The sequence below is a fragment of the Nonomuraea sp. NEAU-A123 genome (genome assembly GCF_018603905.1).
Lineage (GTDB): Bacteria > Actinomycetota > Actinomycetes > Streptosporangiales > Streptosporangiaceae > Nonomuraea.
Genome location: NZ_JAHFZZ010000004.1, coordinates 404,769 through 430,991 on the forward strand (window position 1 = coordinate 404,769; position 26,223 = coordinate 430,991).

General features: G+C 69.9%; 23 protein-coding genes. 13 read left to right on the plus strand and 10 right to left on the minus strand.

Features of this window, described 5'->3' with window-relative positions; all coding sequences use genetic code 11:
• The first annotated feature begins 61 nt into the window (after nt 1-61).
• Nucleotides 62-892: a hypothetical protein gene (locus tag KLK06_RS14130; protein ID WP_214635876.1), complete on the plus strand. Its 831-nt coding sequence runs from the start codon at nt 62-64 to the stop codon at nt 890-892.
• A 10-nt stretch (nt 893-902) separates the two neighbouring features.
• Here KLK06_RS14130 and KLK06_RS14135 read toward each other — a convergent pair whose 3' ends face one another.
• From KLK06_RS14135 to KLK06_RS14145, 3 genes are all read right to left on the minus strand, one after another.
• The gene (locus tag KLK06_RS14135; RefSeq protein WP_214635877.1) at nt 903-2,180 is read right to left on the minus strand and encodes a D-arabinono-1,4-lactone oxidase; all 1,278 of its coding nucleotides are present in this window, start codon (nt 2,178-2,180) and stop codon (nt 903-905) included.
• Between the two features lie 46 nt (nt 2,181-2,226).
• Nucleotides 2,227-2,853, minus strand: coding sequence for a polysaccharide deacetylase family protein (locus KLK06_RS14140; RefSeq protein WP_308168238.1), 627 nt, complete (start codon nt 2,851-2,853; stop codon nt 2,227-2,229).
• Nucleotides 2,854-3,042: 189 nt separating this feature from the next.
• A complete protein-coding gene (locus KLK06_RS14145; RefSeq protein ID WP_214635879.1) occupies nt 3,043-4,245 on the minus strand; it encodes an MFS transporter in 1,203 nt (400 codons plus the stop codon).
• Nucleotides 4,246-4,338: 93 nt separating this feature from the next.
• On the opposite strand from KLK06_RS14145, the gene KLK06_RS14150 reads away from it, so the two are divergent.
• Nucleotides 4,339-5,523 carry a lytic transglycosylase domain-containing protein gene (locus KLK06_RS14150; protein WP_308168239.1) on the plus strand — a complete coding sequence of 395 codons (1,185 nt, stop codon included), beginning with the start codon at nt 4,339-4,341 and terminating at the stop codon, nt 5,521-5,523.
• Here KLK06_RS14150 and KLK06_RS14155 read toward each other — a convergent pair.
• On the minus strand, nt 5,514-6,461 hold the full coding sequence (locus KLK06_RS14155) for a ferrochelatase (RefSeq protein ID WP_214635880.1): 948 nt from the start codon (nt 6,459-6,461) through the stop codon (nt 5,514-5,516). The genes KLK06_RS14150 and KLK06_RS14155 overlap by 10 nt on opposite strands.
• A 407-nt stretch (nt 6,462-6,868) precedes the next feature.
• Here KLK06_RS14155 and KLK06_RS14160 point away from each other — a divergent pair, with 407 nt between their 5' ends.
• A complete protein-coding gene (locus KLK06_RS14160) occupies nt 6,869-8,845 on the plus strand; it encodes a S9 family peptidase (protein WP_214635881.1) in 1,977 nt (658 codons plus the stop codon).
• Entirely contained in the window at nt 8,845-9,642 is a 798-nt protein-coding gene (locus KLK06_RS14165; protein ID WP_214635882.1) for an inositol monophosphatase family protein, read from the plus strand. The genes KLK06_RS14160 and KLK06_RS14165 overlap by 1 nt, the downstream gene beginning before the upstream one ends.
• 81 nt (nt 9,643-9,723) lie before the next feature.
• Here KLK06_RS14165 and KLK06_RS14170 read toward each other — a convergent pair whose 3' ends face one another.
• The gene (locus KLK06_RS14170; protein ID WP_214635883.1) at nt 9,724-9,888 is read right to left on the minus strand and encodes a hypothetical protein; all 165 of its coding nucleotides are present in this window, start codon (nt 9,886-9,888) and stop codon (nt 9,724-9,726) included.
• A 225-nt stretch (nt 9,889-10,113) separates the two neighbouring features.
• Here KLK06_RS14170 and KLK06_RS14175 point away from each other — a divergent pair, with 225 nt between their 5' ends.
• The 4 genes from KLK06_RS14175 to KLK06_RS14190 all read left to right on the plus strand — a co-directional run bounded on the left by KLK06_RS14175 (nt 10,114) and on the right by KLK06_RS14190 (nt 13,512).
• A complete protein-coding gene (locus KLK06_RS14175) occupies nt 10,114-10,767 on the plus strand; it encodes a response regulator transcription factor (protein WP_214635884.1) in 654 nt (217 codons plus the stop codon).
• A gap of 83 nt (nt 10,768-10,850) precedes the next feature.
• The gene (locus KLK06_RS14180) at nt 10,851-12,083 is read left to right on the plus strand and encodes a cell wall metabolism sensor histidine kinase WalK (RefSeq protein WP_250905370.1); all 1,233 of its coding nucleotides are present in this window, start codon (nt 10,851-10,853) and stop codon (nt 12,081-12,083) included.
• A gap of 286 nt (nt 12,084-12,369) precedes the next feature.
• Nucleotides 12,370-12,669 carry a DUF4193 domain-containing protein gene (locus KLK06_RS14185; RefSeq protein WP_020542847.1) on the plus strand — a complete coding sequence of 100 codons (300 nt, stop codon included), beginning with the start codon at nt 12,370-12,372 and terminating at the stop codon, nt 12,667-12,669.
• Nucleotides 12,670-12,684: 15 nt separating this feature from the next.
• Entirely contained in the window at nt 12,685-13,512 is an 828-nt protein-coding gene (locus KLK06_RS14190; protein ID WP_308168240.1) for a hypothetical protein, read from the plus strand.
• On the opposite strand, the gene KLK06_RS14195 is transcribed toward KLK06_RS14190, so the two are convergent.
• The 3 genes from KLK06_RS14195 to paaI are packed head-to-tail and all read right to left on the minus strand — an operon-like array spanning nt 13,481 to nt 15,751.
• Nucleotides 13,481-14,074: a TetR/AcrR family transcriptional regulator gene (locus KLK06_RS14195; RefSeq protein ID WP_214635885.1), complete on the minus strand. Its 594-nt coding sequence runs from the start codon at nt 14,072-14,074 to the stop codon at nt 13,481-13,483. The genes KLK06_RS14190 and KLK06_RS14195 overlap by 32 nt on opposite strands.
• A gap of 4 nt (nt 14,075-14,078) precedes the next feature.
• Nucleotides 14,079-15,386: a phenylacetate--CoA ligase PaaK gene (gene paaK / locus KLK06_RS14200; RefSeq protein ID WP_214635886.1), complete on the minus strand. Its 1,308-nt coding sequence runs from the start codon at nt 15,384-15,386 to the stop codon at nt 14,079-14,081.
• On the minus strand, nt 15,383-15,751 hold the full coding sequence (paaI, locus tag KLK06_RS14205) for a hydroxyphenylacetyl-CoA thioesterase PaaI (protein ID WP_214636175.1): 369 nt from the start codon (nt 15,749-15,751) through the stop codon (nt 15,383-15,385). The genes paaK and paaI overlap by 4 nt, the downstream gene beginning before the upstream one ends.
• A gap of 132 nt (nt 15,752-15,883) precedes the next feature.
• On the opposite strand from paaI, the gene KLK06_RS14210 reads away from it, so the two are divergent.
• The 3 genes from KLK06_RS14210 to KLK06_RS14220 are packed head-to-tail and all read left to right on the plus strand — an operon-like array spanning nt 15,884 to nt 19,858.
• On the plus strand, nt 15,884-16,843 hold the full coding sequence (locus KLK06_RS14210) for an MBL fold metallo-hydrolase (protein ID WP_214635887.1): 960 nt from the start codon (nt 15,884-15,886) through the stop codon (nt 16,841-16,843).
• Nucleotides 16,840-18,414, plus strand: a complete 1,575-nt coding sequence (locus tag KLK06_RS14215) for an FAD-dependent monooxygenase (RefSeq protein WP_214635888.1) — start codon at nt 16,840-16,842, stop codon at nt 18,412-18,414. Before KLK06_RS14210 ends, KLK06_RS14215 begins: the two co-directional genes overlap by 4 nt.
• A 10-nt stretch (nt 18,415-18,424) precedes the next feature.
• Entirely contained in the window at nt 18,425-19,858 is a 1,434-nt protein-coding gene (locus tag KLK06_RS14220) for a trehalose-6-phosphate synthase (protein WP_308168241.1), read from the plus strand.
• Here the strand turns inward: KLK06_RS14220 and KLK06_RS14225 are convergent.
• Complete coding sequence (locus KLK06_RS14225) at nt 19,791-20,075, minus strand: DUF4235 domain-containing protein (protein WP_214635890.1); 285 nt, start codon at nt 20,073-20,075, stop codon at nt 19,791-19,793. The two genes, KLK06_RS14220 and KLK06_RS14225, sit on opposite strands and share 68 nt — an antisense overlap.
• A 79-nt stretch (nt 20,076-20,154) precedes the next feature.
• Here KLK06_RS14225 and valS point away from each other — a divergent pair, with 79 nt between their 5' ends.
• Complete coding sequence (gene valS / locus KLK06_RS14230; protein WP_250905371.1) at nt 20,155-22,668, plus strand: valine--tRNA ligase; 2,514 nt, start codon at nt 20,155-20,157, stop codon at nt 22,666-22,668.
• A 3-nt stretch (nt 22,669-22,671) separates the two neighbouring features.
• On the opposite strand, the gene KLK06_RS14235 is transcribed toward valS, so the two are convergent.
• The gene (locus tag KLK06_RS14235; RefSeq protein WP_214635891.1) at nt 22,672-24,849 is read right to left on the minus strand and encodes a DUF6351 family protein; all 2,178 of its coding nucleotides are present in this window, start codon (nt 24,847-24,849) and stop codon (nt 22,672-22,674) included.
• 101 nt (nt 24,850-24,950) lie between these two features.
• Between KLK06_RS14235 and KLK06_RS14240 the strand changes: the two genes are divergently transcribed.
• Complete coding sequence (locus KLK06_RS14240; protein ID WP_214635892.1) at nt 24,951-26,102, plus strand: AI-2E family transporter; 1,152 nt, start codon at nt 24,951-24,953, stop codon at nt 26,100-26,102.
• Nucleotides 26,103-26,223 lie beyond the last annotated feature (121 nt).

A 26,223-nucleotide genomic window follows, 5' to 3' on the forward strand; every position in this document is an offset into this window, starting at 1 on the left:
TTCACGAGAAAGCTCTTTACCGAATTACCGAACACATGCGAGAAAGGACTGAACCGAGGGGATGAGCGGCGAGCAGCGGAAGTTCGAGCTGAGCGTGCCGCAGATCGCGGGTAGTGCCCTGGCGGCCGTCACAGCAGCGGTCGCAGCCTCCTACCTCGGCGTGGGGGGAACGGTGATCGGCGCGGCGCTGATGAGCGTGGCCAGTACGGTCGCCACCGCCGTCTACACGCACTACCTGAAGCGCACGGGCGACAAGGTCAAGCAGCACACGGTGATCGCCTGGCGCGAGTACGGCTCGGAGCAGCCTCCACCGGAGCGACATGAGGGTCAGGGCGAGCTGGCGACGGCCGTACGCACGACGGTGCGGGAAGATGAGCAACGGCCGGGCGAGTCCACGCTGGTCATGGCGCCGATCGAGGTGCCGGCGCCGAGGCGCGTGCCGTGGGCGAAGACGGGGGTGGCCGCGGCGCTGGTGTTCGGGGTGAGCATGGGCGGCATCCTGGCCTACCAGACGATCGCTCAGACGACCGTGCACGACCAGCTCACCGGCGCCAAGCCGGCGACCGAACGCGAGCAGGCGCCCGCCAAGGAGAAGAAGCGTTCGGAGGAGCCCGCGCTCCAGCCTCGGACGACGTTCTCCGGCGCCCCGGCGACACCCAGCGACACGCCGACCGGATCGCCGACGCCGACCGCCTCGCCGACCCGGACGTCCCAGAGCCCGACGCCGGCGCCCACCGACACGGGCAAGGAGACGGCCAAGAACACGGTGGAGCCGTCCACCCCGTCCACGACCACGACGGCCCAGGACCCCGGCGACCTGACCGAGGAGACGTCCGTGCCGACCGACCCGCCGCAGTCACCACCAGTGCAGGAAAACAAGGAGACGCAGTGACGGGCGGCCCCTATCCCAGCACCGTCTCCAGGTAGGCGTTGCCGAACAGCCGTCCGGGATCCAGCCGATCCCGCAGCGCCACGAAGTCCGCGAACCGCGGGTACACCTTCTCGAGGTAGGCCGCGTCCCGGGTGTGCAGCTTGCCCCAGTGCGGCCGCCCGTCCAGCCGCGTCATGATCTCCTCCACCCCGGCGAAGTACGCGGGGTTGGGCGTGGGCCGGTACATGTGACAGGCGATGTACGCCGACTGACGGCCGTACGCCGTGGACAGCCAGGCGGTGCCGGGCGGTGTGACCCGCACCTCCACCGGGAACGTGATCCGCCACCCCATCCGCTCCACCAGTTCCCGAGTCTCCCGCAGCGCCTGGCCGAGGTGCTCGCGCGGCACCGCGTACTCCATCTCCAGGAAGCGCACGTCGCGCCGGGAGGTGAAGATCTTGTACGACGCGTCCACGGCCTCCGACTCGCCGAGCGCGGCGGCGCTGACGCCGTTGATCCGCGGGATCAGCCCGGGAAATCGCGCCCCCACGGCGCAGGCGGCGCCGAACAGCGTGTTCTCCAGGAGCACGTTGTCCAGCCAGTACTTGACCGCGCCGGGTGGCCGGGCCGGGCCGGGATCGCGGTTGTTGGTCTTGACCAGGCACGCGTCGGTGTGGGGCAGCCAGAAGAAGTCGAGGTGCTCGTTCTCCGAGGTCAGGGAGTCCAGCGAGTCGAGGATGCCGCTGAGCGTCATCCTGCGCCGCCGGTTGCGCAGCAGGAAGGCGGGCTCCACCCGGAACGTCACCGAGGTCAGCACCCCGAGCGCGCCCAGCCCCACCCGGGCCGCGTCGAACAGGTCCTCCCCGGGGCCGGCCGTCACCACCGAGCCGTCCGCGAGCACCAGCTCCAGCGCCACGACCTGGTCGGCCAGGCCGCCGCTGTCGCGCCCCGTGCCGTGCGTGCCGGTCTGGATGGCGCCCGCGACCGTCTGCTCGGTGATGTCACCCATGTTGGCCAGCGCCAGCCCGCGCGCGGCGAGCAGTGAGTTCAGCACCCGTACCGGCGTGCCCGCGAGCACGGTGACGCGGTCGCCGGTGACGGACGTGACGCCGGTCAGCGCGGACGGGCGGAGCATGATGCCGTCGGTGAGGGCCACCCCGGTGAAGGAGTGGCCCGTGCCGATCATGCGCAGGCGCCGGCCGCCGGCGGCGGCGGCCCTGACGGCGCGTACGACGTCCTCGGTCGAGGCCGGGGTACGCACCTCGGCGGGCGCGGCCGTCTGGTTGCGGGCCCAGTTCGTGAAGGCCATGGCCGCCCTTGCGCTAGAGCTTTGTTCCGTTAAACGTGAACGATACTCAGTTCTCCCAGCCTTCAGGAAGCGGGAAGGCGTCGCCGGGCTGCAGGTTCTGCGACTTGATGACGTCGGAGACCTTCACCAGCGTGTAGCCGCGGCTCTGCAGCAGCTTGACGAGCGAGGGCATCACGTCGACGGTCTGCTTCACCCAGTCGTGCATGAGGATGATGCCGTCGCGCTTGGCCACGGCCAGCGTCTGCTTCTTGATCTCCGCGGAGTTCTTGGTCGCCCAGTCGCGCGAGCCGGCGGTCCACAGGATCATCGGCATGCCGAACCCGGCCGCGATCTCCGAGGTCTGCACGTCCAGCATGCCGTACGGCGGGCGCAGCAGTTTGGGCTCGACGCCCGCGGCCTTCTTGACGGCGTCCTGGGTCTTCTGGATCTCGTTCTTGACGGCGTCCGGCTCGATGGTGGTGAAGTTCGGGTGCGAGTAGCTGTGGTTGCCGAGCTCGTGGCCCTCCTTGGCCATGCGCTTGACGAAGGCGGGGCGGCTCTTCACGTACTGGCCTTCGAGGAAGAACGTCGCCTTGGCGTTGTACTTCTTCAGCGTGTCGAGGAGCGTTCCCGCGTACTTGCCCGGGCCGTCGTCGAAGGTCAGGGCGATGCACTTGAGCTGCGCGCAGTCCACTGCCGTCGCCTTGGCCTGGGCGACGGGAGCGGAGCGGGCGGGCGCTTTCGGGGTGGGGGCGGCGGATGCCGCTGTTGGTGTCAGAGTGACGACAACAGCCGCGATAGCAAGAAGTGAAGTGATTTGTCGGGACATGCCAAAGCTTTCGTGTGTGAAGGGTGTTGCGAGGGTTGTCCCGACGGTAGCGGATCAGTTCCCGGCCGGTGAAGGTGCCTCGGGAAGTCTCAGCAAACCCGAACCTCCTATGCCCACGACGACCGCGACCGCCGCGGCGGCGAGCGTGAAGCCGTACGCGTTGGACGCCCCGAACGTCTCCGTGAGCCGCCCGCCGGCCCAGGCTCCGATCGCCACCCCGAACCCGATCGAGGTGGAGATCCACGCCAGCCCCTCGGTGAGCACCGCGGACGGCACGAGCCGCTCGGTGAGCGAGAAGCCGGTGATGAGCGTCGGCGAGATCGACAGCCCGGCCAGGAAGAGGCCGAAGGCCATGAACCGCGCGTCGCCGATGAACATGATCGGCAGCAGTCCCACCACGAGCAGTCCGAGCGCCCGCACGAACCGGCGGCGCAGCGAGAGCCGCCAGTGCCGCGAGCCGAACCAGAGCCCCGACACCATCGACCCGCTCGCGATGGCGGCCAGCAGGAACCCGGCGGCGCCCTTGACCCCGTGCTCCTCGGCGAAGGCCACCGTGATCAGGTCGATCGACCCGAACACCGCCCCCAGCGCCAGGTAGACACAGGACAGCAGGGCGATCCCCGGGATCAGGATGGCCATCCCGCCGCCGCTCTCACCCGCCCGCACCGGCGGCTGGGTGCGCCGCTGCGCCGCGAGCGCGAGGGATCCGCCGAGCATGCAGACCAGCGCCACGAGCAGCCCCGTGTACGGGTTGACCGCGGTGGCCAGCACGGTGACCAGCGCCGGCCCGGCAACGAAGATCATTTCATCGGCGACGGACTCGAACGCGAACGCCGTGTGCAGCTTGGCCGAGCCGGCGTGCAGGGTCGACCAGCGTGCCCGCACCATCCCGCCCAGGGACAGGGAGGTCGCGCCGACCGACAGCCCGGCGGCGTACAGGGTCCACTCGGGCAGCCCGAAACCGGCGGACAGCATGAGCGCGGCCAGCGAGAGCCCGTTCACGATCGAGAAGGGCACGATCACCCGGGCCTGCCCGAACCTGTCGACCAGCCGCGCGGTCAAGGGGCCGGCCACCGCGAAGGAGACGTTGGTGGTGGCCGCGACGGCGCCCGCGGTCGCGTAGGACTCGGTGAGGCCGGAGATGAGCAGGACGATGCCGATGCCGAGCATGGACATCGGCATCCGGCCGATGAAGCCGGCCAGCACGAATCCTTTGACGCCGGGCCCGTTGAACAACCCCCGGTAAGGCCCGACCACGTCCGTTCCCCTCCCTAAGTGCGTCCCAACCTTTACGCACGCGCTGACCGGACAGCAAGTGATTTTTCCGGCAACTCGGCTAACGTGTGCCGGGTGTCCGGTCTTCCCTCCTTCCGTGCCGTTCTGATGGTGATTGCCGCGGTCGTGGCCGTCTCGGTCGTGGCCGTGGGAGTGGCACTGTCCACGCGGGACGACCTTTTCGCCAGTACGGCCGACCAGCAGCCGGTACGGAAGGCGCAGAAACCAGCCCAGAAGACGCTGCAGCAGACCGCCGGTCTGGACAAGATCGTGCCCACGGCCGAGCCGGTGAAGGACTTCGGCGAGGGCGGACCCAGCGTCACCCCGACCCCGCCCCGCGTCCTCGCGATCGCCCGCGCCGAGGTGCCCAAGCCCACCCGCTTCGCCCTGTCGAAGCTCAAGCACGTGCAGAAGGTGGCCGTCGTCGACGCGGGCTCCGTCAAGGTGTCCGGCACCGGCCTGAACCTGCTCGCCGTCGACCCGGCCGACTTCCGCTCCTGGACGCCCAAGGCCGTCGCCGACCAGCCCGCCGTGTGGAGCGCGCTGTCCAGGGGCGAGTTGGTCGCCGACACCTCGACGGTACGCAGGCTCGGCATGATCCTGGGCGCCGAGTACCAGGTGGACGGCGGCCCCCGGCTGCGCGTCGCGGCCTCGGCCACGCTCGGCCTGACGGGGATCGACGGCCTGGTGGGCGCCGACATGGGCAAGGCGCTCGGCCTGGCGCCGGGCGTCGCGGTGCTGCTGCACGGCAAGTCCGCCATCAGCGAGCCGGGCGTACGCAAGCTGCTCGGCAAGGGCGCCCAGGTCGTGACGCTGGGCGCGCGCCCCAAGGCGCAGCCGAAGCAGACCGCCAAGCCGCAGCAGCAGGTCAACGTCGGGCGGCCGAGCAGCTACCTCGACCTCTACAAAGCCTCGGCCACCCACTGCCCCGGCCTGTCCTGGACGGTGCTGGCGGCGATCGGCCAGGTGGAGAGCAGCCATGGCCGCAACAACGGCCCGTCGAGCGCGGGCGCGCTCGGCCCGATGCAGTTCATGCCCGCCACCTGGAAGCACTACGGGGTGGACGGCGACGGCGACGGCAAGGCCGACATCTGGAGCCCGTACGACGCGGTGCCCGCGGCGGCCAAGTACCTGTGCGCCAACGGCGCCGGCCAGGGCGGCCAGAAGCTACGCAAGTCGATCTGGTTCTACAACCACTCGTGGGACTACGTGAACAAGGTGATGGGCATCGCCGAGGCGTACGCCCGCGCCTACACCTGACGCCGCCGGGGCGGCGGGCAGCAGGTGAGCGCGCAGGGCTGCGGCTCGGGCTCGTCCATCAGCTCGCGGACCATGCGGACGAAGGCCGGATGGACGCCCGCCGTCGCGGCCCGCTCCATGGGCAGGCCCAGCTCAGTGGCGACCTGCCTGGCCTCGGTGTCGAGGTCGTAGACGACCTCCATGTGGTCGGAGACGAACCCGATCGGCACCAGCACGACCGACCGGGCGTCGGTCTTGCGCAGGTGGTCGCAGACGTCGGGCTCCAGCCACGGCACCTCGGGCGGCCCGCTGCGCGACTGCCACACCAGGTCCCACGGCTGGGTGCGGCCCAGCGCCGCGTTGACCAGCTCGGCGCTCCTGCGCAACTGCGCCTCGTAGAGGCCGCCGTACGGCCCCGCGGTGCGCGCCATCGAGACCGGGACGCTGTGCGCGGTGAACACCAGCCGGGCGTCGTCGCGGCCGAGCCGGTCGAGCGCCTGCCGGACGTGGTCGGCCATCGCGGCCACGAACCCCGGATGCTCCCCGAAGTGCCGCATCTTGACCAGCTCGGGACCGCCCTTGACGGAGATCCTGGCGATGTCCTCGTAGTACTGGCGGCAACTGGAGTAGCCGGCGAAGGCCGAGGTGGCGAACACCGCCGCCTTGCGGACCCCGTCGTCCTTCATCCGCAGGACGGTCTCCTCGCCGAACGGGTGCCAGTTGCGGTTGCCCCAGTAGACGGGCACACCGACCACGGGACGCAGCGCCTCGATGAGCTCGCGGTTCTGGCCGTTGATCGGGCTGACCCCGCCGAACCCCTGGTAGTGCTCGGCCACCTGCAGCAACCGCTCACGCGGCACCCCCCGGCCGCGCACCACATTCTCCAGGAACGGCAGCACGTCATCAGGCCCCTCGGGCCCCCCGAACGACAGCACCAGCAGAGCGTCGTAAGTCCCCACGTGACCAACCCTATTCCCGCGTGCGGGTGCCGGCGTCTGCGGCCCCGGCGAGGGAGCGCCGTCGTCTGGAGGAGGAGCCGGCGAGGGAGTGCCGTCGTCTGGAGGAGGAGCCGGCGAGGGAGTGCCGTCGTCTGGAGGAGGAGCGCCGGGAGCGTAGCGACCAGAGCGACGGGGGAAGACGGCGGCGTTTGGCGACCGAGCCCGCCTCACGGAGTGAGGCAAATAGGCACGGAGCGTAGCGACCAGAGCGACGGGGGAAGGCGGCGGCGTTTGGCGACCGAGCCCGCCTCACGGAGTGAGGCAAATAGGCACGGAGCGTAGCGACCAGAGCGACGGGGGAAGGCGGCGGCATTGGGCGACCGAGCCAGCCTCACGGAGTGAGGCAATAAGCAGGTAGGTTCGATGGAGTGAGCGCATTCGACGATATTCGTGATTACGTTGCCATCCCCCGGGTTCTCTCGCTGAAGCTCTCGCCCGACGGTTCCCGGTTGATCTCCGCGGTCCAGTCCCTCAACCCCGACGGCAAGTCGTACGGCACCGCGCTCTGGGCGATCCCAGTCGACGGCGAGCCGTACCGGCTGACCCGCTCGGCCAAGGGTGAGAGCGCGGCGGAGTTCACCGACGCGGGCGACGTGTTGTTCACCTCGGCCCGTCCCGACCCGACCGTCAAGGACGCCACCGACGAGGTGCCCGCGCTGTGGCTGCTGCCCCGCTCAGGCGGCGAGGCCCGGCAGGTGGCCGCCCGTCCCGGTGGCATCGGCGCCTTCCGTACGGTCGGCGATGTGGTGGTGTTCGCCTCCGACGTGCTCACCGGGGAGGAGGCGGCCGAGGAGGAGCGCCGCAAGGCGCGCAAGGACGCCGGCATCAGCGCGATCCTGCACGAGAGCTACCCGGTCCGCTATTGGGACCACGACCTCGGCCCGGGCCGTACCCGGCTGTTCGCCGCGAAGCTCGGCGGCGACCGGCTGGAGGACGTGCGCGACCTGACCCCCGACCCGGGCGAGGCGCTGCGCGACGTCACCTTCGCGCTCACACCTGACGGCGCCACCGTGGTCGCGACCTGGCGTACCTTCCTGCCGGGCGGCGAGCTGCGGGTCGACCTGGTCGCCATCGACGTGGCCACCGGCGAGCGGCGCACGCTCTTCACCGACGAGGGCCACGACTTCGGCGGCCCGCTGGCGATCTCGCCCGACGGCACCCGCGTCGCCTGCGTCCGTGAGCGCCTGGGCGGCATCGACGTCCCCGTCCGCAACGAGCTGTGGATCGGCGACCTGGCCACCGGCGAGGCCCGCGGTTACGCGCCCGACCTGTTCCCGATGGACGTCGAGTGGGCGCCCGACTCGTCGGCCGTCTACCTCGTGGCCGACCACCAGGGCCGCCGCCCGATCTTCCGCGTGCCGCTGGACGGGGAGGTCGCCCGGCTGACCCAGGACGACGCCGCCTATCTCGGGCTCAACCCCTCAGCCGACGGCCGGTTCGTCTACGCGCTGCACAGCGCCGTCGACCGCGCCCCCGGCCCGGCCAGGATCGACACCGCCACCGGCGAGATCACCGACCTGCCCTCGCCCGCCCCGCGCCCCGAGGTGCCCGGCACGCTGACCGAGATCTCCGCGACCGCCGACGACGGCACCACGATCCGCGGCTGGCTCGTACTGCCCGAGGGCGCCTCGGCCGCCAACCCGGCGCCGTTCCTGCTCTGGATCCACGGCGGCCCCGTCGCCTCGTGGAACGACTGGCAGTGGCGCTGGCAGTCCTGGATCATGGCCCAGCACGGCTACGCCGTTCTGCTGCCCGACCCGTGCCTGTCCACCGGCTATGGTCAGGAGATGATCGACCGAGGCTGGGGCGACTGGGGCCCGCGCACGCTCGCCGATCTCGACGCGATCGTGGACGTGGCCGTGGCCAGGGACGACATCGACGGCGAGCGGATCGGCGCGATGGGCGGCTCCTACGGCGGCTACATGGCCAACTGGATCGCCGGCCACAGCGACCGCTACAAGGCCCTCGTCACCCACGCCGCCCTGTGGAACCTCGACCAGTTCGCCGGCACCACCGACGCGGCCATGTACTGGCAGCGCGAGTTCGGCGAGCCCGGCTCCGAGCGCTACACCAAGCTCTCCCCGCACCACGGGCTCGGCGACATCACCACCCCGATGCTCGTCATCCACGGCGACAAGGACTACCGGGTGCCGATCGGCGAGGCACTGCGTCTCTGGTGGGACCTGCAGCGCAGCGACGTCGAGTCGAAGTTCCTGTACTTCCCCGACGAGAACCACTGGATACTCAAGCCCGGCAACGCCGTCGCCTGGTACGAGACCGTGCTGGCCTTCCTCGCCCAGCACGTGCTCGGCCAGGAGTGGAAGCGCCCGGACTCGGTGGCGTGATGAACGATCCACAGGCGCTGCTCGAACTGGCCGAGGACATCGCCCGCGAGGCGGGCGACATGCTGCTCGCCAAGCGGCCCACGATGTCGGAGGTCGTCGAGACCAAGTCCAGCCCCACCGACGTGGTCACCGCCCTGGACACGGCCTCGGAGCGGCTCATCCGCGCCCGCGTGCTGGAGGCCAGGCCCGGTGACAGCGTGCTGGGGGAGGAGGGCGGCGAGGCGGCCGGCGACTCCGGCGTGCGCTGGATCGTCGACCCGATCGACGGCACGGTCAACTTCCTGTACGGCCTGCCCGAGTGGGCGGTGTCGATCGCCGTCGAGGTGGACGGCGAGATCGTCGCGGGCGTGGTGAACGTGGTGCCGCGCGGCGAGGTGTTCACCGCCTCGCTCGGTGGCGGCGCCTGGCTCGGCGGCGAGCGGCTGCGCTGCAACACCGGCGTGCCGCTGTCGCAGGCGCTGGTCGCGACCGGCTTCGGTTACCTGCGCGAACGCCGGGCCGTGCAGGCCCAGGTGCTGGCGTCGGTGCTGCCGCGGGTACGCGACATCAGGCGGGGCGGCTCGTGCGCCGTCGACCTCTGTTCGGTGGCCTCGGGCCGGGTGGACGCCTACTACGAGCGGGGCACCAACTACTGGGACTTCGCCGCGGCCGGGCTGGTCGCGACCGAGGCGGGGGCCAGGATCGGCGGGCTGAACGGCAGGCCGTACGGCAACGACTTCGTGCTCTGCGCGGCGCAGGGGCTGTTCGAGGAGCTGCACGACCTGCTCGTACCGCTGGATCCGCAACGCGACGCCTGACGCCGTGAGGTGACGTGACAGCGCGAAAACGGCCGGAGCCCCTCTCCAGGGCTCCGGCCGTTCCGTCACGCGAGACACCGATCAATGAGGCAACGGGACACCATTGTCATCCGCCAGGCGGCGCAGGTCCTCGATCTCGGCGGTGAGGGTGTCGGCGAGGTAGTCGTCCCCGGCGCACCGGGCCTCCCGAAGGCCCTTGTAAGCCTGGTCGAGGCGGCTTTCGATCGTGGTCGTGAACTCGCCCATCTCACCTACTCTCTTCAGGGGTTGCGGGGCGAAGAGCGCCCACCGCGCGCGTGGAACCCGATCAGGCACACGGCGATGGGTGTTCAGCAGGCATACCCCGGCCTATCGCATACCAAAACATGAATTTGGCTGCGCCTTGCAGCACACCTGTCGCACATGCCTTACCGTGCGCTTATCGCAGGTGTGGGCAGAATGAAGCAGCGGATCCGGAGAGAGGTGCCAGTCGTGCGAGTGCTGGTTGTAGAGGACGAGCGAGTGCTCGCCGACGCGATCGCGACCGGTCTGCGGCGCGAAGCCATGGCGGTGGACGTGGCCTATGACGGCGGTGGCGCGCTGGAGCGCACCTCCTACATCGACTACGACGTGATCGTCCTGGATCGCGACCTGCCGGTCGTGCACGGGGACGAGGTCTGCCGCCGTCTGGTGGAGCAGCGTACGGCCTCGCGCATCCTGATGCTGACCGCCTCCGGCGACGTCGACGACAAGGTGGAGGGGCTCGGCCTGGGGGCCGACGACTACCTGGCCAAGCCGTTCGTCTTCGTCGAGCTGGTCGCCCGGGTGCGCGCGCTCGGCCGCCGGTCCGCGCCCGCGCTGCCGCCCGTTCTGGAGCGGGGCGGGGTCCGGCTGGACCCGGGCAAGCGGCTGGTCGAGCGTGAGGGCAAGGAGATCGTCCTCACGAAGAAGGAGTTCGCGGTCCTGGAAGAGCTGATGCGGGCGGAGGGCGCCGTCGTCAGCCAGGAGGACCTGCTGGACAAGGCGTGGGACGAGAACATCGACCCGTTCACCAACGTGGTGCGCGTGACGATGATGACGCTGCGCAAGAAGCTTGGGGATCCGCAGGTGATCGAGACGGTGCCCGGAGTGGGATACAAGTTGTGACAGAACGGCCGGAGCGCGAGGCTATGCCGACGCACCCGATGATCAGCCCCCATTCCGAGCGGGCCGTGTCGAGGAGCAAGCAGATGCAGCGGGTCCCGCCGCCGAGCGGGCCGCCCGTCTGGGACGGCCCGCCGCCCCCGTCGTACGCCCGGCCGCAACGGACCACGATGGAGCTGGTCAAGGGGCTGCCGGGCAGGGTGAGCATCCGGTGGCGGCTCACCCTCACCTACAGCGCGCTGTTCTTCGTGGCCGCGGTGGGGTTGCTCTTCTCGATCTACGCCATCGTCGGCACGGCGATCACCTCCACGTGGCTGCAGCTCGACACCAGCAACATCGACGCCATCAACGCGGCCATCATGCAGGCGCGCTGGTACGCCGCCAGGGACCAGACCGTCACCAGCGCCCGCGACGCGCTGCTGCAGAGCTCCTTCATGGCTCTGGCCGGCGTCGGCATCCTCGCGGTGATGCTCGGCTACTTCGTCGCCGACCGGGCGATGCGGCCGGTGAGCCAGATGACGGCCACGGCCAAGAAGCTCTCCGAGAGCACTCTGGCCCATCAGCGCATCGACCTGGAGGGCCCGGACGACGAGCTGAAGGAGCTGGCCGACACCTTCGACGCCATGCTCACCCGGCTCAATCTCGCATTCGACACCCAGCGCAGGTTCGTCGCCAATGCCTCGCACGAGTTGCGGACCCCGCTGACCATCAACAGGACGGTCCTGGAGATCGCGCTGTCCGATCCCGAGGCGTCGCAAGATCTCAAAGCGCTCGGGCGTACCCTGCTCGAAGTCAACGCGCGCAACGAGAAGCTCATCGAGGGTCTGCTGCTGCTCGCCAGGAGCGAACGCGAGCTGGCGGTACGCAAGCCGGTGGACGTCCAGGAGGTCGCCCAGACGGCCGTTGAGCAGGTGACTCCATTCGCCGAAGATAACTCTGTAACCATCACCACCGAACTGGTCAGCGCGCCTACCATAGGCGATCCGGTGCTCTTGGAGCGCTCCGTGAGCAACCTGCTCGAGAACGCCGTCAAGTACAACATTCCGGAAAACGGAAAAGTATGGATCCGAACGGGAATGGTGGACGGGGCACTGGTTGTTCAGGTGGCCAACACGGGGCAGCACGTCCCGGCGTACGAGGTGAACACCCTGTTCGAGCCCTTCAGGAGGCTCCACGCGGACCGTGTGGATTCGGCGAAGGGATCAGGTCTGGGGCTGTCCATCGTTCGTGCTGTTGTGCAGGCTCACGGTGGAAATGTGACCGCCGTGCCTCGGGAGGGCGGAGGACTTGTGGTGACCATTCGGCTGCCGAGCCGCTGATCCGGCGTGTTGCACCACGGCGGGCGTCTCGTTCTCGCCGCACATGTGGTTGGATGTGCCGTCGAACACGGTGGAGCATGCCGCCAAGGCTGTGGGTTTGGCCATATTTGGCTAACCATTGCCGATGGCAGCAGGCCCTGACGTGTTGGGAGGTTCGTCGTTCCTTCCTGCTGGGTACCGATGCAAAAATTCCCCCGGCAGAACGGGCACAAGATGAGGCTCCTGGACGTTAGAAGACGCGCGATGAGCGCGAAGACTTATAGATGAGGGGGATGGAGCAAGCACAATGGCTACCGATTACGACAGCCCGCGCAAGACGGACGACGACCTGGGGGAAGACAGCCTCCAGGAGCTCCAGGCGCGGCGCACCGACAAGTCGTCGGGCAGCATCGACATCGATGAGACGGATCTGGCCGAGTCGCTCGAACTACCCGGTGCAGACCTGTCGAACGAAGAGCTGAGCCTGCGCGTGATCCCGCGCCAGGCTGACGAGTTCACCTGCTCGCGTTGCTTCCTGGTGCACCACCGCAGCCAGCTGGCGTCTGAGAAGAACGGCCAGCAGGTGTGCCGGGAGTGCGCCGCCTGACGAAGGAGGCTCCGCGTGGCCGCACCTGAGAAGGACCGGCAACCAGGAAACGAGAACGCCGACCCCGACCAAGAGGTCGGCGAGCTCGTGGGCAGGCTCGCCGACCCCGGTGAGCTGGAGCCGGCCGAGCGGCGTCGGCTGCTCGGCCGTCTAGCCCGTGCTCTGGCCTCTGGCGCGAACAAGGCGCGTGAGACCGGAGTCGGGCGCGGACGCTGGCTGACGGATGTGTTCATGAACATCGCGCCCCGCATCCCCATCAGAGACCTGCACACGCTTTCCGAGCATCATCACGGCCTGACCGGCGAGCAACTCGCCGACGACCTGGTGCGCACCGCCCAAAAGGCGACCATGACGGTCGGCGCCATCGGCGGAGCGCTCGCCGCGGCCGAGTTCGCGGCACCACCGCTCCTGCTCTCCGCTCCCGCGCAGCTCGTCGCCGAGACCATCGTGGTGGCCGCCATCGAGGTCAAGCTGCTGGCCGAGCTCCACGAGGTCTACGGCGTACGCGTCCAGGGCACCGGCACCCAGCGCGCGGCCGCCTTCGCCGCGGCCTGGGCCAAGCAGCGCGGCGTCGACCCCCTCAGCCCCGCCTCGGTCTCACTCGCCCTCGGCGCGGCCACCAAGACCGCCGTACGCAACCGCCTCCTGCGCACGCTCGGGCGGCACCTGACCACGCTGGGCCCGTTCCTCACCGGCGCCGTCGCCGGCGGCACGCTCAACCGGATGGCGACCAAGAAGCTGGGCCAGGCCATCCGCGAGGACCTGCGCGGCAAGCTGCCGCCCGGTGACCGGTCGCCCGAGCTGGACCAGGTTAGACCCGCAACCCGTCGAACGTCATCTTGAGCAGCGCGTCGGCCAGGTCGTCGGCCGAGCCGCCGCGCGGCGGCCGGTACCACTCGGTGATCGAGTTCACGGTGCCGAACAGCAGCCGCGTCACCAGCGACGGGTCCACGTCGGGCCGGATGCCGCCGTCCGCCGCCGCCTCCTTGACCAGGTGGCTGACGAACCTGTCGATCTCGCGCCGCCGCTCCAGCGCCGCCTGCTCGGTCGCGCTGTTGCCCCGCACGCGCAGCAGCAGCGTCACGTACGGCAGGTGGTCGACGAGGATGCGGACGCTCTGGCGGACCACCCATTCCAGGCGGGCGATCGCCGGGCCCGAGGTGGCGCGCTCGTCGGCGATCATCGCGAACAGGCCGCCGAGCGCCCGGTCCAGCGCCCGCGCCAGCAACTGCTCCTTGCCCGGCACGTGGTAGTAGATCGCCGACTTGGTGACGCCGAGCGCCCTGGCCAGGTCCTCCATGCTGGTGCCGTCGTAGCCGCGCTCGTTGAACACGCCCACGGCGATGGAGAGCACGGACTCGGGATCATGTCCGCGTTTACCCCGGCGGGTGGTACTGGTCGCCATAGGGCTAAGTATCCCGCTTATCCACCAGTCGCCGGAGTTTGCCCACCGAGCGCTCCAGGGTCTCCGGGTCCACCACCTCGACCTCGACCTGCACGCCGATCGTGTCCTTGACGGCCCGGCGCACCGCCTGCCCGGCCTCTGCGCGGGCCTCTGTGCCCGCCTCAAGGCCCCGCCGGGCCTCGACCTTGACTGTCATCACGTCGAGCCGTCCCGGCCTGGTGAGGTGCACCTGGAAGTGCGGCGACAGTCCCGGCACGCGCAGCACGATCTCCTCGATCTGGGTCGGGAAGACGTTCACCCCGCGCAGGATGATCATGTCGTCGGTGCGGCCCGTCACCTTCTCCATCCGCCGGAAGGCCGGCCGCGCGGTGCCGGGCAGCAGCCGGGTCAGGTCGCGGGTCCGGTAGCGGATGATCGGCAGCGCCTCCTTGGTGAGGCTGGTGAAGACCAGCTCGCCCGTCTCGGCCGGGGCCCCGGTGAACGGGTCGACGGTCTCGGGGTAGAAGTGGTCCTCCCAGATGTGCAGCCCGTCCTTGGACTCGACGCACTCGTTGGCCACGCCCGGGCCCATCACCTCCGACAGGCCGTAGATGTCGACGGCGTCCAGGTCGAAGCGGTCCTCGATCTCCGCGCGCATCTCCTCGGTCCACGGCTCGGCGCCGAAGACGCCGATCCGCAGCGAGGACGCGCGGGCGTCCAGGCCCTGGCGGTCGAACTCGTCGAGCAGCGCCAGCATGTACGACGGCGTGACCATGATGACGTCCGGCCGGAAGTCGGCGATGAGCCGCACCTGGCGGGGCGTCATGCCGCCGGAGACCGGTATCACCGTGCAGCCCAGCCGCTCGGCGCCGTAGTGGGCGCCCAGGCCGCCGGTGAACAGGCCGTAGCCGTACGAGATGTGCACGATGTCGCCGGGCCGGCCGCCCGCGGCGCGGATCGAGCGGGCCATGACATCGGCCCAGACGTCGAGGTCGTTCTTCGTGTAGCCGACCACGGTGGGCTGCCCGGTGGTGCCGCTGGAGGCGTGCACCCGCGCCACCCGCTCCCGTGGCACGGCGAACATGCCGAACGGGTAGCTGTCGCGCAGGTCCTGCTTCGTGGTGAACGGGAACTTCGCCAGGTCGCCGAGCTCTTTGCAGTCGGCGGGGTGGACGCCGTGCTCATCAAACTTCTGCCGATATTTCGGGACATTTTGGTACGCGTGGTGGAGCGTCCATTGGAGGCGCTCCAACTGGAGCGCCATGAGCTCATCGCGCGAAACCCGCTCGATCGGGTCGAGCTCCGCGGGCCGAGGGGCGGCGCCGAGTCTCATCGCATCTCCCTGCTGCGGCCGCGGAACTCCGCGACCACCTCGCCGTCGGCCTTCTTCACCGTGATGTCGTAGATGCCGCTGCGCCCGTAGCGGGTGCGCTCGGCGGCCTCGGCCACCAGCACGTCGCCCGCGCGGGCCGGCGCCACGAAGGTGATCTCCGCGCCCGCCGCGACCGTCACCGGCCCGTGGCTGTTGCACGCGCAGGCGAACGCGGTGTCGGCCAGCAGGAAGACGTACCCGCCGTGGCACAGCGCGTGCCCGTTGATCATCCGATCGGTGACCTCCATGCGGCACACCGCCCGGCCGGCGCCCAGCTCCGCCAGCTCGATGCCCAGGGCCGCCGAGGCGGTGTCGGCGTCCATCATGCGACGCGCGCTCTCCAACGCAAGTCTCCCTTGTCAACTGACCGAATGTTCGGTAAACACTTCACCGTCCGGCCCGATCCCTGTCAAGAGACGGACGGAACCCCCCGAGGTACGCCTGAACGGGAGGAAACCATGGTCAAGCCGTTCGCCTCGTCCGCCGATCTCGGAGAGCAGCGGCAGTCGCTGGAAGTGCTGGCCGAGGGCGTCTACGCGCTCACCGCCGAGGGCGACCCGAACGTCGGCGCGATCGAGGGCGAGGACTTCCTGGTCTGCTTCGAGGCGCTGGCCACCCCGGTCGCCGCCCGCGAGTGGCTCGCCCGGCTGCGCGAGCACACGGACAAGCCGATCAGATACCTCGTTCTGTCGCACTATCACGCGGTACGGGTGCTGGGCGCCTCGGCGTTCGGGGCCGACGTGATCGTCACGCACGACAAGACCAGAGAACTGATCGCCGAGCGCGGTGCCGAGGACTGGGCCAGCGAGTACGCCCGGATGCCCCGGCTGTTCAAGGAGCCCGGCTCCATCCCCGGCCTGACGTGGCCCACGGCGACGTTCAGCGACCGGTTCACCATCGCACTCGGCGGCGGGCGCGGCGACCTGGTGCTGGCCTACTGCGGGCGCGGGCACACCGAGGGCGACCTGGTGGCCTGGCTGCCGGAGCGGCGCGTCATGTTCGCCGGCGACCTGGTCGAGTCGCAGGCCGCCCTCTACACCGGTGACGCCTTCCACCGTGACTGGTCCACCACGACGCTCGACCGGGTCGCCGCGTTCGGCGCGGAGACGCTGGTGGGCGGCAGGGGAGCGGTGGCCCGTGGCAAGCAGGGCGTCGAGGCGGCCATCGCGCAGACCCGCGACTTCCTGGCCGTGATGCTCCGCGAGGTCGGCCGGGCCCACGAGGGCGGCGGCACGCTCAAGGAGGCGTTCGCCAACACCCACCGGGCGCTCGAACCCCGCTACGGCGCCTGGCCCATCTTCGAGCACTGCCTGCCGTTCAACGTCTCCCGGCTGTGGGACGAGCTCGACGGCGTCGAACGACCGGTCATCTGGACGGCCGAACGCGACCGCGCGGTCTGGGAACAGCTCCAGTCATGACCGGCACCGGCCCCGGGATCGGCGCCGGGGACGCGATCGCCGGGGTCATCGTCATCGGTGCCGGGCCCGTCGGGCAGACGGCGGCGCTGCTGCTGGCCCGCTGGGGACTGCCCGTGCTCGTCCTCGACCGGAGTCCCGCCCGCGCCGCCACGGGGTCCAGGTCCATCTGCCAGCAGCGGGACGTGCTCGACATCTGGTCGGCCGTCGGCGCGGGCCGGATCGCCGAGGAAGGCCTGGCCTGGACCACCGCCCGCACCTACTACCGGGGCCGCGAGCTGTTCTCATGGACGTTCGGCGGCCAGGGCCCGCTGCCGCCGTGCGTCAACATCTCGCAGTCGCGCACCGAGGAGATCCTGGACGACGCCATCGCCGCCCAGCCGCTCATCGAGGTGCGCTGGGACCACGAGGTCACCGGCCTGACCCAGGACGCCGAGGGTGTCACGGTCCGCTGCGGGGAGCGGGTGCTGCGCGCCCCCTACGTGCTGGCCTGCGCGGGCGCCAAGGCCGAGCCGCTCCGCCGGGCGCTGGGCGTCACCTTCGACGGGGAGACGTTCGACGACCAGTTCCTCATCTGCGACATCAGGGCCGACCTGCCCGGCTGGGAGCACGAGAGGCGCTTCTACTTCGACCCCGAGTGGAACCCCGGCAGGCAGGTGCTCATCCACCCCTGCCCCGGATCGACGTTCCGCATCGACTGGCAGGTCCCGCCGGACTACACCCCAACAGAAGACGATATTTCTCGAAGAATCAGGCAAATCATTGGCGAGCGGGACTACGACCTGCTCTGGCGGACCACGTACCGCTTCCACTCCCGCATCGCCTCCCGCATGCGGACGGGCCGGGTGCTGCTGGCCGGTGACTGCGCCCACCTGGTGGCCCCCTTCGGCGCCCGTGGCCTCAACTCCGGCGTGCCCGACGCCGAGAACGCCGCCTGGAAGCTGGCCTTCGTCGCCCACGGCTGGGCCCCCGAAGAACTGCTGGAGACCTACCACATCGAGCGGCACGCGGCCGCGCTGGAGAACCTGGAGGTGACCGGCGCCACCATGCGCTTCCTGGCGCCCAGGAACGAGCCGGAGCGGGCGCGCCGGCGGGCGGCGCTGGAGAAGGGCGTGCCCGAGGAGATCGACTCCGGCCGGTTCGCCGAGCCGTACTGGTACGTCGACTCGCCGCTCACCACGCCCGACCCGAGGCGCCCGTTCGCGGGGCGGCCGGCCAAGGGGGCGAGTCCGGCGCCCGCTCCCGGGGTGGCGCTGCCCGACATCCCGCTTCCGGGCGGCGGCAGACTGCGCGAATTTTGCCGAGCCGGAATCCTTGTCCTATTGGGCGATATGTGCGATTCACGTTTGTTTGTGCAGGTCCTGGGCAAGGTCACTACGGCGCCGCTCGCCGTGCGGGAGTTCGCGGCATTGGACCGCTCCGGAGCCCTGGCAGAGACGCTGGGCGTGGAGCGGGGCGAGGTCTGGATCGTCAGGCCGGACGCCCATGTCGCCGCGGTTCTCTCTCACGCGAAGCCCGAAAGGGTGGCCGCCGCCGTGTGCCGCGTTTTGCGGCTCGCGAAGGATGGAGTCTAGGAGGACCTGGGTGAGTGGCCGTAACTCGTTTATGATCGTCGCGAACCGGTTGCCGGTCGATCGAACGGTCGAGCCGGACGGGACGGCCTCATGGCGCAGGAGCCCAGGCGGGCTTGTCACCGCCATCGCTCCCGTTATGCAGCGCCGCCACGGCGCCTGGCTGGGCTGGCACGGCGCCGCCGACGAGCGCCTGGAGCCGTTCGATCAGGACGGCATGAGCCTGATCCCGGTGCCGCTCTCGGCCAGTGAGGTGGAGCTCTACTACGAGGGCTTCTCCAACGCCACGCTCTGGCCGCTCTATCACGACGTGGTCGCGCCGCCGGTGTTCGAGCGCGGCATGTGGGACGCCTACCGCGCCGTCAACCAGCGCTTCGCCGAGGCCGCGGCCGAGGCGGCCGAGGAGGGGGCGCTCGTCTGGGTGCAGGACTACCAGCTCCAGCTCGTCCCCGCCATGCTGCGCAAGCTCCGGCCGGACCTGCGCATCGGCTTCTTCCTGCACATCCCGTTCCCGCCGGTCGAGCTGTTCTGGCGGCTGCCGTGGCGCAGGGAGCTGGTCGAAGGGCTGCTCGGGGCCGACCTGGTGGGCTTCCAGTTGCCCGGCGGCGCCTCGAACTTCCGGCGGCTGTGCCGCAGGCTGCTCGGCCTGCCGTACAAGGGGAATGAGATCTTCCTCGACGACCGGATCGTGACCACGCAGGCGTTCCCCATCTCGGTGGACTTCGGCGAGCTCGACCGGCTGGTGCGCGAGCCGCACATCATGACCCGCGCCAAGGAGATCAGGGCCGAGCTCGGCGATCCGGAGCACGTGCTGCTCGGGGTGGACCGGCTCGACTACACCAAGGGCATCGGGCTACGGCTGGAGGCGTTCGGCGAGTTGCTCAAGGAGGGGCGGCTGAAGCCCAACGAGGCCGTGTTCGTGCAGATCGCCACGCCTTCGCGCGAACGGGTGGAGGAGTACCGCCGGTTGCGCGACGACATCGAACTGCAGGTCGGCCGGATCAACGGCGAGCACGCGATGCTCGGCCTCCAGCCGATCCAGTATTTCCACCAGTCATACGGGCGGGAGGAGCTGGCCGCGCTCTACCTGGCCGCCGACGTCATGGTGGTCACGCCGTTGCGTGACGGGATGAACCTGGTGGCCAAGGAGTATGTCGCCTGCCACCACGACCTGCGGGGAGCGCTCGTGCTCAGTGAGTTCGCCGGGGCGGCCGACGAGCTGCGGCAGTCGTACCTGGTCAATCCCTATGACGTCGAGGACGTCAAGCGGCAGATGATGACGGCGATGCGGGCCACGCCGCACGAGCTGTCCCGGCGGATGCGGACGATGCGCCGCCGGGTCGCCACCTACGACGTGGACCGCTGGGCCGGAGAGTTTCTCACTGCCCTGGAGTCACCTGCTTCACCGTCTTCCACGCCTCATAACGCTTCTTGGCGGTCCGGTTGACCACGATCTGCGCCACGGACATCCCGACGCCCATCACCACGGCGTAACCGATCGCCTCGCCCATGCTGACCTCGGGTGAGTCGGTGTCGATCGGCGGCTCCTTGCCGGTGGTCTTCACCCAGACGAACCCGAGGATCTTGCGCGCCGCCCAGGCGGTGACCAATCCGACCAGACCGCCGATGACCCGCCAGGCGAGGTCGGGCTTGTCGTCTGCCATCCGAACGTCTCCTTCCGCTTTGTAACGAACACTAGTCTGCAACGCCTCCCAGGCCGGTGAAGCCGTACCATATGGAGGCATGAATCAGCAGCGACTACGCCATGCCGCCATGCCGGAGAAACCGACTCTCGACGGCTTGGAGCAGGTATGGGTAGCGCGCTGGGAAGATGACGGTACCTACCGGTTCGACAGGTCCAAGACGCGCGAGCAGATCTACTCGATCGACACGCCGCCTCCCACCGTCTCCGGCTCCCTCCACGTCGGTCACGTCTTCTCCTACACGCACACTGACACCATCGCCCGTTTCCAGCGGATGCGCGGGCGCGAGGTCTTCTATCCCATGGGGTGGGACGACAACGGCCTGCCCACCGAGCGCCGGGTGCAGAACCACTTCGGCGTCCGCTGTGACCCTTCGGTGCCCTACGACCCCGACTTCACACCTCCGGCCAAGCCCGATCCCAAGCGGCAGGTCTCCGTCTCGCGCGGCAACTTCATCGAGCTGTGCGAGCGGCTGACCGCCGAGGACGAGAAGGCGTTCGAGGAGCTGTGGCGGCGGCTGGGGCTGTCCGTCGACTGGTCGATGACGTACGCGACCATCGACGCCGGGGCGCGGGCCGCCTCGCAGCGGGCCTTCCTGCGCACGCTGGGGCGCGGCGAGGCCTACCTGGCCGAGGCGCCGACGCTGTGGGACGTCTCCTTCCGCACCGCCGTCGCCCAGGCGGAGCTCGAGGACCGTGAGTGGCCGGGAGCCTTCCACCGGGTCTCCTTCTACGGCGAGAAGGGGCCGGTCTGGATCGAGACGACCCGGCCCGAGCTGCTGCCCGCCTGCGTGGCCCTGGTGGCGCACCCCGACGACGAGCGCTACCAGCCGCTGTTCGGCACCTCGGTGCTGACGCCGCTGTTCGGCGCCGAGGTGCCGGTGCTGGCCCACCACCTGGCCGAGCCCGACAAGGGCTCCGGCATCGCGATGGTCTGCACGTTCGGCGACATCACCGACATCACCTGGTGGCGGGAGCTGGCGCTGGAGACCAGGCCGATCATCGGCAAGGACGGCCGCCTGCTGCCCGAGCCGCCCGAGGGCGTCGAGCAGGAGCCGTACAAAGAGCTGGCGGGCAAGACCGTCCACAGCGCGCGCGAACGCGTCGTGGAGCTGCTGCGCGAGTCGGGCGACCTGGACGGCGACCCGCGTCCCACGCGGCGGATGGTGAAGTTCTACGAGCAGGGCGACCGCCCGCTGGAGATCGTCACCACCCGTCAGTGGTACATCCGCAACGGCGGACGCGACCCCGAGCTGCGCGAGCGGCTGCTGGACAGGGGCGCCGAGCTGCGCTGGCACCCGCCGCACATGCGGGTCCGCTACGACAACTGGGTGCGGGGGCTGGCCGGCGACTGGCTGATCTCCCGGCAGCGCTTCTTCGGCGTGCCGATCCCCGTCTGGTACCCGCTGGACGGGTCGGGCGAGCCCGACTACTCCCGTCCGCTGGTCCCGCCGGAGGACCTGCTGCCGATGGACCCCTCTTCGCAGGTGCCCGACGGCTACACCGAGGACCAGCGGGGCGTGCCGGGCGGCTTCATGGGCGATCCGGACATCATGGACACCTGGGCGACCTCGTCCCTCACGCCGGAGATCGTCGGCGGCTGGGAGCGGGATCCCGACCTGTTCGGCCGGGTCTTCCCGATGGACCTGCGGCCGCAGGCGCACGAGATCATCCGCACCTGGCTGTTCTCCACCGTGGTCAGGGCGCACCAGGAGTTCGGCACGCTGCCGTGGCGCGACGTGGTCATCGCGGGCTGGATCCTCGACCCCGACCGCAAGAAGATGTCCAAGTCCAAGGGCAACGTCACGACGCCGCTCGGGCTGCTGGAGGAGTACGGCTCCGACGCGATCCGCTACTGGGCGGCCAGCGGGCGGCCCGGCACCGACACGGCGTTCGACACCGGGCAGATCAAGGTCGGCCGGCGGCTCGCCATCAAGATCCTCAACGCGTCGAAGTTCGTGCTCGGCTTCCCCGGCTCCGAGGCGGCGGTCACCGAGCCGCTCGACCTGGCGATGCTGGCCCAGCTCTCGAGTGTGATCGAGGAGGCCACCCAGGCGTTCGAGGGCTACGACTACACCCGGGCGATGGAGGCCGCCGAGCGCTTCTTCTGGGCGTTCTGTGACGACTACCTGGAGCTGGTCAAGGCCAGGGCCTATGAGAGCGGCCCGGCGGCCGCCTCGGCGCACGCGGCGCTGCGCCAGGCGCTCGACGTGCTGCTGCGGCTCTTCGCGCCGTTCCTGCCGTTCGTCACGGAGGAGGTCTGGTCCTGGTGGCGTCCCGGCTCGGTCCACCGCGCGGCGTGGCCGTCGGTGCCGGCGGGCGCGGGTGACCCGGCGGTGCTCACCGTGGCGTCCGACGTGCTCGCGCGGATCCGCAAGGCCAAGTCCGCCGTCAAGCTGTCGATGCGCGCCGAGGTCTCCCGCCTCACCGTGTCCGGCCCCGAGATCGCCCTGGTACGGCTGGCGCAGGACGACCTGTGCGGCGCGGGCAACGTCGAGGAGTTCGTCCTCGACGACGGTCCCGAGTTCGCCGTCGAGGTGACGCTCGAGCAGTAACTGCTAGTAGTCGCACACCCCCGAGGGGAAGATCGCCTCAAGGCGGGCCCGCTCCTCGGGGGAGGGGCGCCACGAGCCGTACAGGCCGCGTGCGATGGCCTTGGACACCGGCTGCAGGCGGCACTTGTACACGCCGCCCTCCAGCGGACCGCCCGCCACGACGCGGGAGGTGGAGTACAACGGGAAGCGCGCGGTGCAGGGGCCGGCGGCGTGGTGGTCCAGGATGCCGTCCCACACGTGCGGGCCGGCGGCGATCTGCGCCCCGGTGGTGGTGAAGCAGCGGTCCACGGCCGAGGCGGGCTTGTTGCCCGCCACCCCGCGCCACGGGCGGGCGCGGAGGTTGGCCATCCACTGGTCCATCACCCGCAGCGCCTCGGGCGTCTGGTCGAACGCCGGCCCGTCGGGGCGGGCGTCGGTGAACCAGATGACCTGGTTGTCGGCGTTGCCGTCGTAGTTCAGCATCCGCTGCCGCGAGGCGAACGACTGGTGCGCGTCGTGCATGTCGAGCTGGTCTTCGAGGTAGTGGCGCCAGTCGATGACCGGGATGGCGATGTCGCCCTTGAACACCAGCCCGCTGCGCTCCACGTTCTTGATCGCGATCGGGTCGCCGGTACGCCGTGGCGCCGGGTCCCCCGTCTGCTGGTTGCGGGTGCTCCACGGGTCGAACTGGGCCGGATCCTGGCAGAGGGAGGGGGTGAACGGGCAGCCCTCCCGCACCATGTCCTTCGACTCCTTCCAGGAGCCGGCGTGCGCGTTGACGTCGAGGAACTCCGCGGGCGTGATCAGGCCCTTCACCAGCGACCCCAGACCGTACTGGACGCCGACGTTGTCCCAGGTGGAGCGGGCGTAGCCGTCGGGGGCGACGCCGTAGACCTCGCGCAGGTCGTCCCAGTGCGTCCACTGGACCGTGTCCTTGACGCCGGGCGGGTCCATCTTGGCCCACTCGGGATCGTTGTTGGAGCTGAAGAGCGGGTTCATGGTCAGCGGTGTGAGCCCGCGCCAGCCCTTGACGCACTCGTCCGAGCCCGGCTTGCCGGTGTAGGGGTTGTCCACGGTGTCGCTGGCGTTCATCCCGATCAGCGCGGTCCGCGCGTCCCAGGACGCCCAGCGCGGGTTGTGGTCCATGTAGCGTTCGAGCAGCTCACAGTCGCCGACGTGGATGGTCTGGGTGACCATGTCGGGATAGGAGTACTGCGGGATCGCCGCGTCGATCACCTCGGTGCCGTAGTTCTGCCCGTAGATGTACTGCTGGAGGGCGCCGCCCGAGCCGCCCACGCCGACCGTGTAGAGCGGCACGCCGTACTGCTCGATGAACCGCTCCTTCACCATCAGCGCGGTCTCGCCGCCCAGGATCAGGTTGTAGTGCGTCGAGGTGCGGGTGCCCGACGAGTACAGGATCGCGTAGCCCTTGCCCAGTCCGTACACGTCGAGCGCGCTGCCGCCGAGCGTGCCCTGGTCGTGGCCGATCCCCACGCCGCCGTCGAAGCGGTAGATCGCCCGGCCGTTGTAGCCGTCCTCCAGCATCGCGATGGAGTAGAGGAAGCGGTTGATCACGCCGCGCTCGCGGCGCACCACGAAGTCCACCGTCCGGCCGTCCATCGTGGTGGTGGTCGACATGTCCGCGGGGCGCTGGGCGGGCATCGTCTTGAACGCGCCGTCCGTCGAGCGGTAGAGCCGCTCCTTCAGCACCGGCGCGAAGCAGTCCCTGCTCCACCCGCCCGTGGTGCGCATGCCCTGGCCGTCCTGGTTGTCCGCGACCGGCGGGCCGAGCCCGCTCCGCTCGGTCTTGCACAGGAACGGGTACTGGTGCGGCCCCGAGAAGATCGGTCCTGAGATCGGGTGGTTGCGTAACTTCAGCGTCTCTTTGAACGGCCCGGCCAGCGCCTTGATCGTGTTGTCGCCGTCGATCAGCCCGGTCACCAGGCCGCTGAACGACTCGCCGCCGGGATCCGGTGTGAAGGCCGCGGTGACGTCCTCGCCGTTGCGCAGCACCTTGAGCCGCATGCCCTGGCTTACTTGTACCCGGATCAAGGCGTCACCGCCGCTGACCCGGTCGGCGCGGCTGGACAGCACGTCGAGCGCGGGCTCACCGCGCGAGGCCAGGGCGGGCACGGGGACCGCGACGAGACATGCGATCACGGCGGTGATAGCGCTCACCTTAACCAGCGCGACGGTCTTCATGTGCATGACGGTCGCATGTGATCATGCCGTTGCCCAGACCCGATCAGACCCGATCTTTTATCCGCGCGCATCCATTCCGGTCACGTGCCAGTCTTGAACACGTGCTGACTGACCGCCCAACCAAGCTCGTGCCACCCGTGCTGGCCAAGATGGCCGCCTGGTGCCTGTGCCTGATCCTCGTCGGCGTGGTCGTCTACTTCTTCGTCCAGGGCATCGCGCGGCTCAGCTTCGTGGCCCTGCCCGTCGCCATCGCCCTGCTGCTGACCGCGCTGCTGTTCCCGCTGGCCAGGAGCCTGCGTGAGGCGGGCATGCGCCCCATCTACGCCACCTGGATCACCATGCTGGTGGCGCTCGCGGTGCTCGCCGGCACCGGATGGCTGGTCGGCGCGCGGGCCACCGAGGAGTTCCCCAACCTGGTCGAACAGGTCCAGTCCACCGCCCGCGACGTACAGAACTGGCTGATCACCGGCCCGCTGCACCTCAAAGAGGCGCAGATCACCAGCTACGTCGACGAGATCGCGACGATGGTCAACGCCCAGCGCACGGCCATCACGAGCACCGTGCTGACCGCCGGCGCCGTCGCCTTCGAGGTGCTCGCATCCCTCGTGCTGCTGCTGTTCGTCACGTTCTTCCTGCTCAAGGACGGCGACCGGATCTGGTCGTGGTTCCTGCGGGGGTTCGGCTCGATGGCGCCGCGGGTCGACCGGGCGGGCCGGGCCGCCTGGACCACGCTCTCCCACTATGTGCAGGGCACCGTCGCGGTCGCCGCCGTGCACGGATTAATCATGGGCATCGTGCTGGCCGGTATGGGCGTGCCGCTCTGGGCGCCGCTGGCGGTGCTGATCTTCTTCGCCAGCTTCATCCCGATCGTCGGCATCTTCTTCGCGGGTACGATCGCCACCCTGGTCACGCTGGGCGCCAAGGGGCCGGTCTACGCGCTGATCTTCATCGGCATCCTGATCGTCGAGCAGCAACTGGAGAACCACGTGCTCCAGCCGCTCATCGTCGGCCGGGCGCTCAACTTCCACCCGCTGGCCATCATCCTCGTGCTGGCCGTCGGCGGCATCCTGGCCGGCATCGCGGGAGCGGCGGTGGCCGTGCCCGTGGCGGCGGTGATCTACCGGGCGCTGCCCGAGCTGGTGCACAAACCGCCCGCCCTGCCGCCGGCCCCCGCGCGGTCACCCGACTCCCCGCCCCCGGGCGCAAGTTCGGGCTCGGCCGACAAGGACGATAGTCCCCCTGACACCGAGTAATCTCGTCACCCGTGACCACCTCACCGAGGGACGCCCGAGTTCGGGTGCCTTCTCCCTTTTCCCGGTGGCCCGACACTCCACCCTCCTGTCTGGTGCGACAGGAGTACGGGCGGAAGGGCGT

Coding starts and splice junctions, on each gene's coding strand:
- KLK06_RS14130 (WP_214635876.1), top strand. CDS start 62: ATGAGCGGCGAGCAGCGGAAGTTCGAGCTGAGCGTGCCGCAGATCGCG.
- KLK06_RS14135 (WP_214635877.1), bottom strand. CDS start 2,180: ATGGCCTTCACGAACTGGGCCCGCAACCAGACGGCCGCGCCCGCCGAG.
- KLK06_RS14165 (WP_214635882.1), top strand. CDS start 8,845: ATGAACGATCCACAGGCGCTGCTCGAACTGGCCGAGGACATCGCCCGC.
- KLK06_RS14170 (WP_214635883.1), bottom strand. CDS start 9,888: ATGGGCGAGTTCACGACCACGATCGAAAGCCGCCTCGACCAGGCTTAC.
- KLK06_RS14180 (WP_250905370.1), top strand. CDS start 10,851: ATGCAGCGGGTCCCGCCGCCGAGCGGGCCGCCCGTCTGGGACGGCCCG.
- KLK06_RS14185 (WP_020542847.1), top strand. CDS start 12,370: ATGGCTACCGATTACGACAGCCCGCGCAAGACGGACGACGACCTGGGG.
- KLK06_RS14195 (WP_214635885.1), bottom strand. CDS start 14,074: ATGGCGACCAGTACCACCCGCCGGGGTAAACGCGGACATGATCCCGAG.
- paaK (WP_214635886.1), bottom strand. CDS start 15,386: ATGAGACTCGGCGCCGCCCCTCGGCCCGCGGAGCTCGACCCGATCGAG.
- paaI (WP_214636175.1), bottom strand. CDS start 15,751: ATGATGGACGCCGACACCGCCTCGGCGGCCCTGGGCATCGAGCTGGCG.
- KLK06_RS14210 (WP_214635887.1), top strand. CDS start 15,884: ATGGTCAAGCCGTTCGCCTCGTCCGCCGATCTCGGAGAGCAGCGGCAG.
- KLK06_RS14215 (WP_214635888.1), top strand. CDS start 16,840: ATGACCGGCACCGGCCCCGGGATCGGCGCCGGGGACGCGATCGCCGGG.
- KLK06_RS14225 (WP_214635890.1), bottom strand. CDS start 20,075: ATGGCAGACGACAAGCCCGACCTCGCCTGGCGGGTCATCGGCGGTCTG.
- valS (WP_250905371.1), top strand. CDS start 20,155: ATGAATCAGCAGCGACTACGCCATGCCGCCATGCCGGAGAAACCGACT.
- KLK06_RS14235 (WP_214635891.1), bottom strand. CDS start 24,849: ATGAAGACCGTCGCGCTGGTTAAGGTGAGCGCTATCACCGCCGTGATC.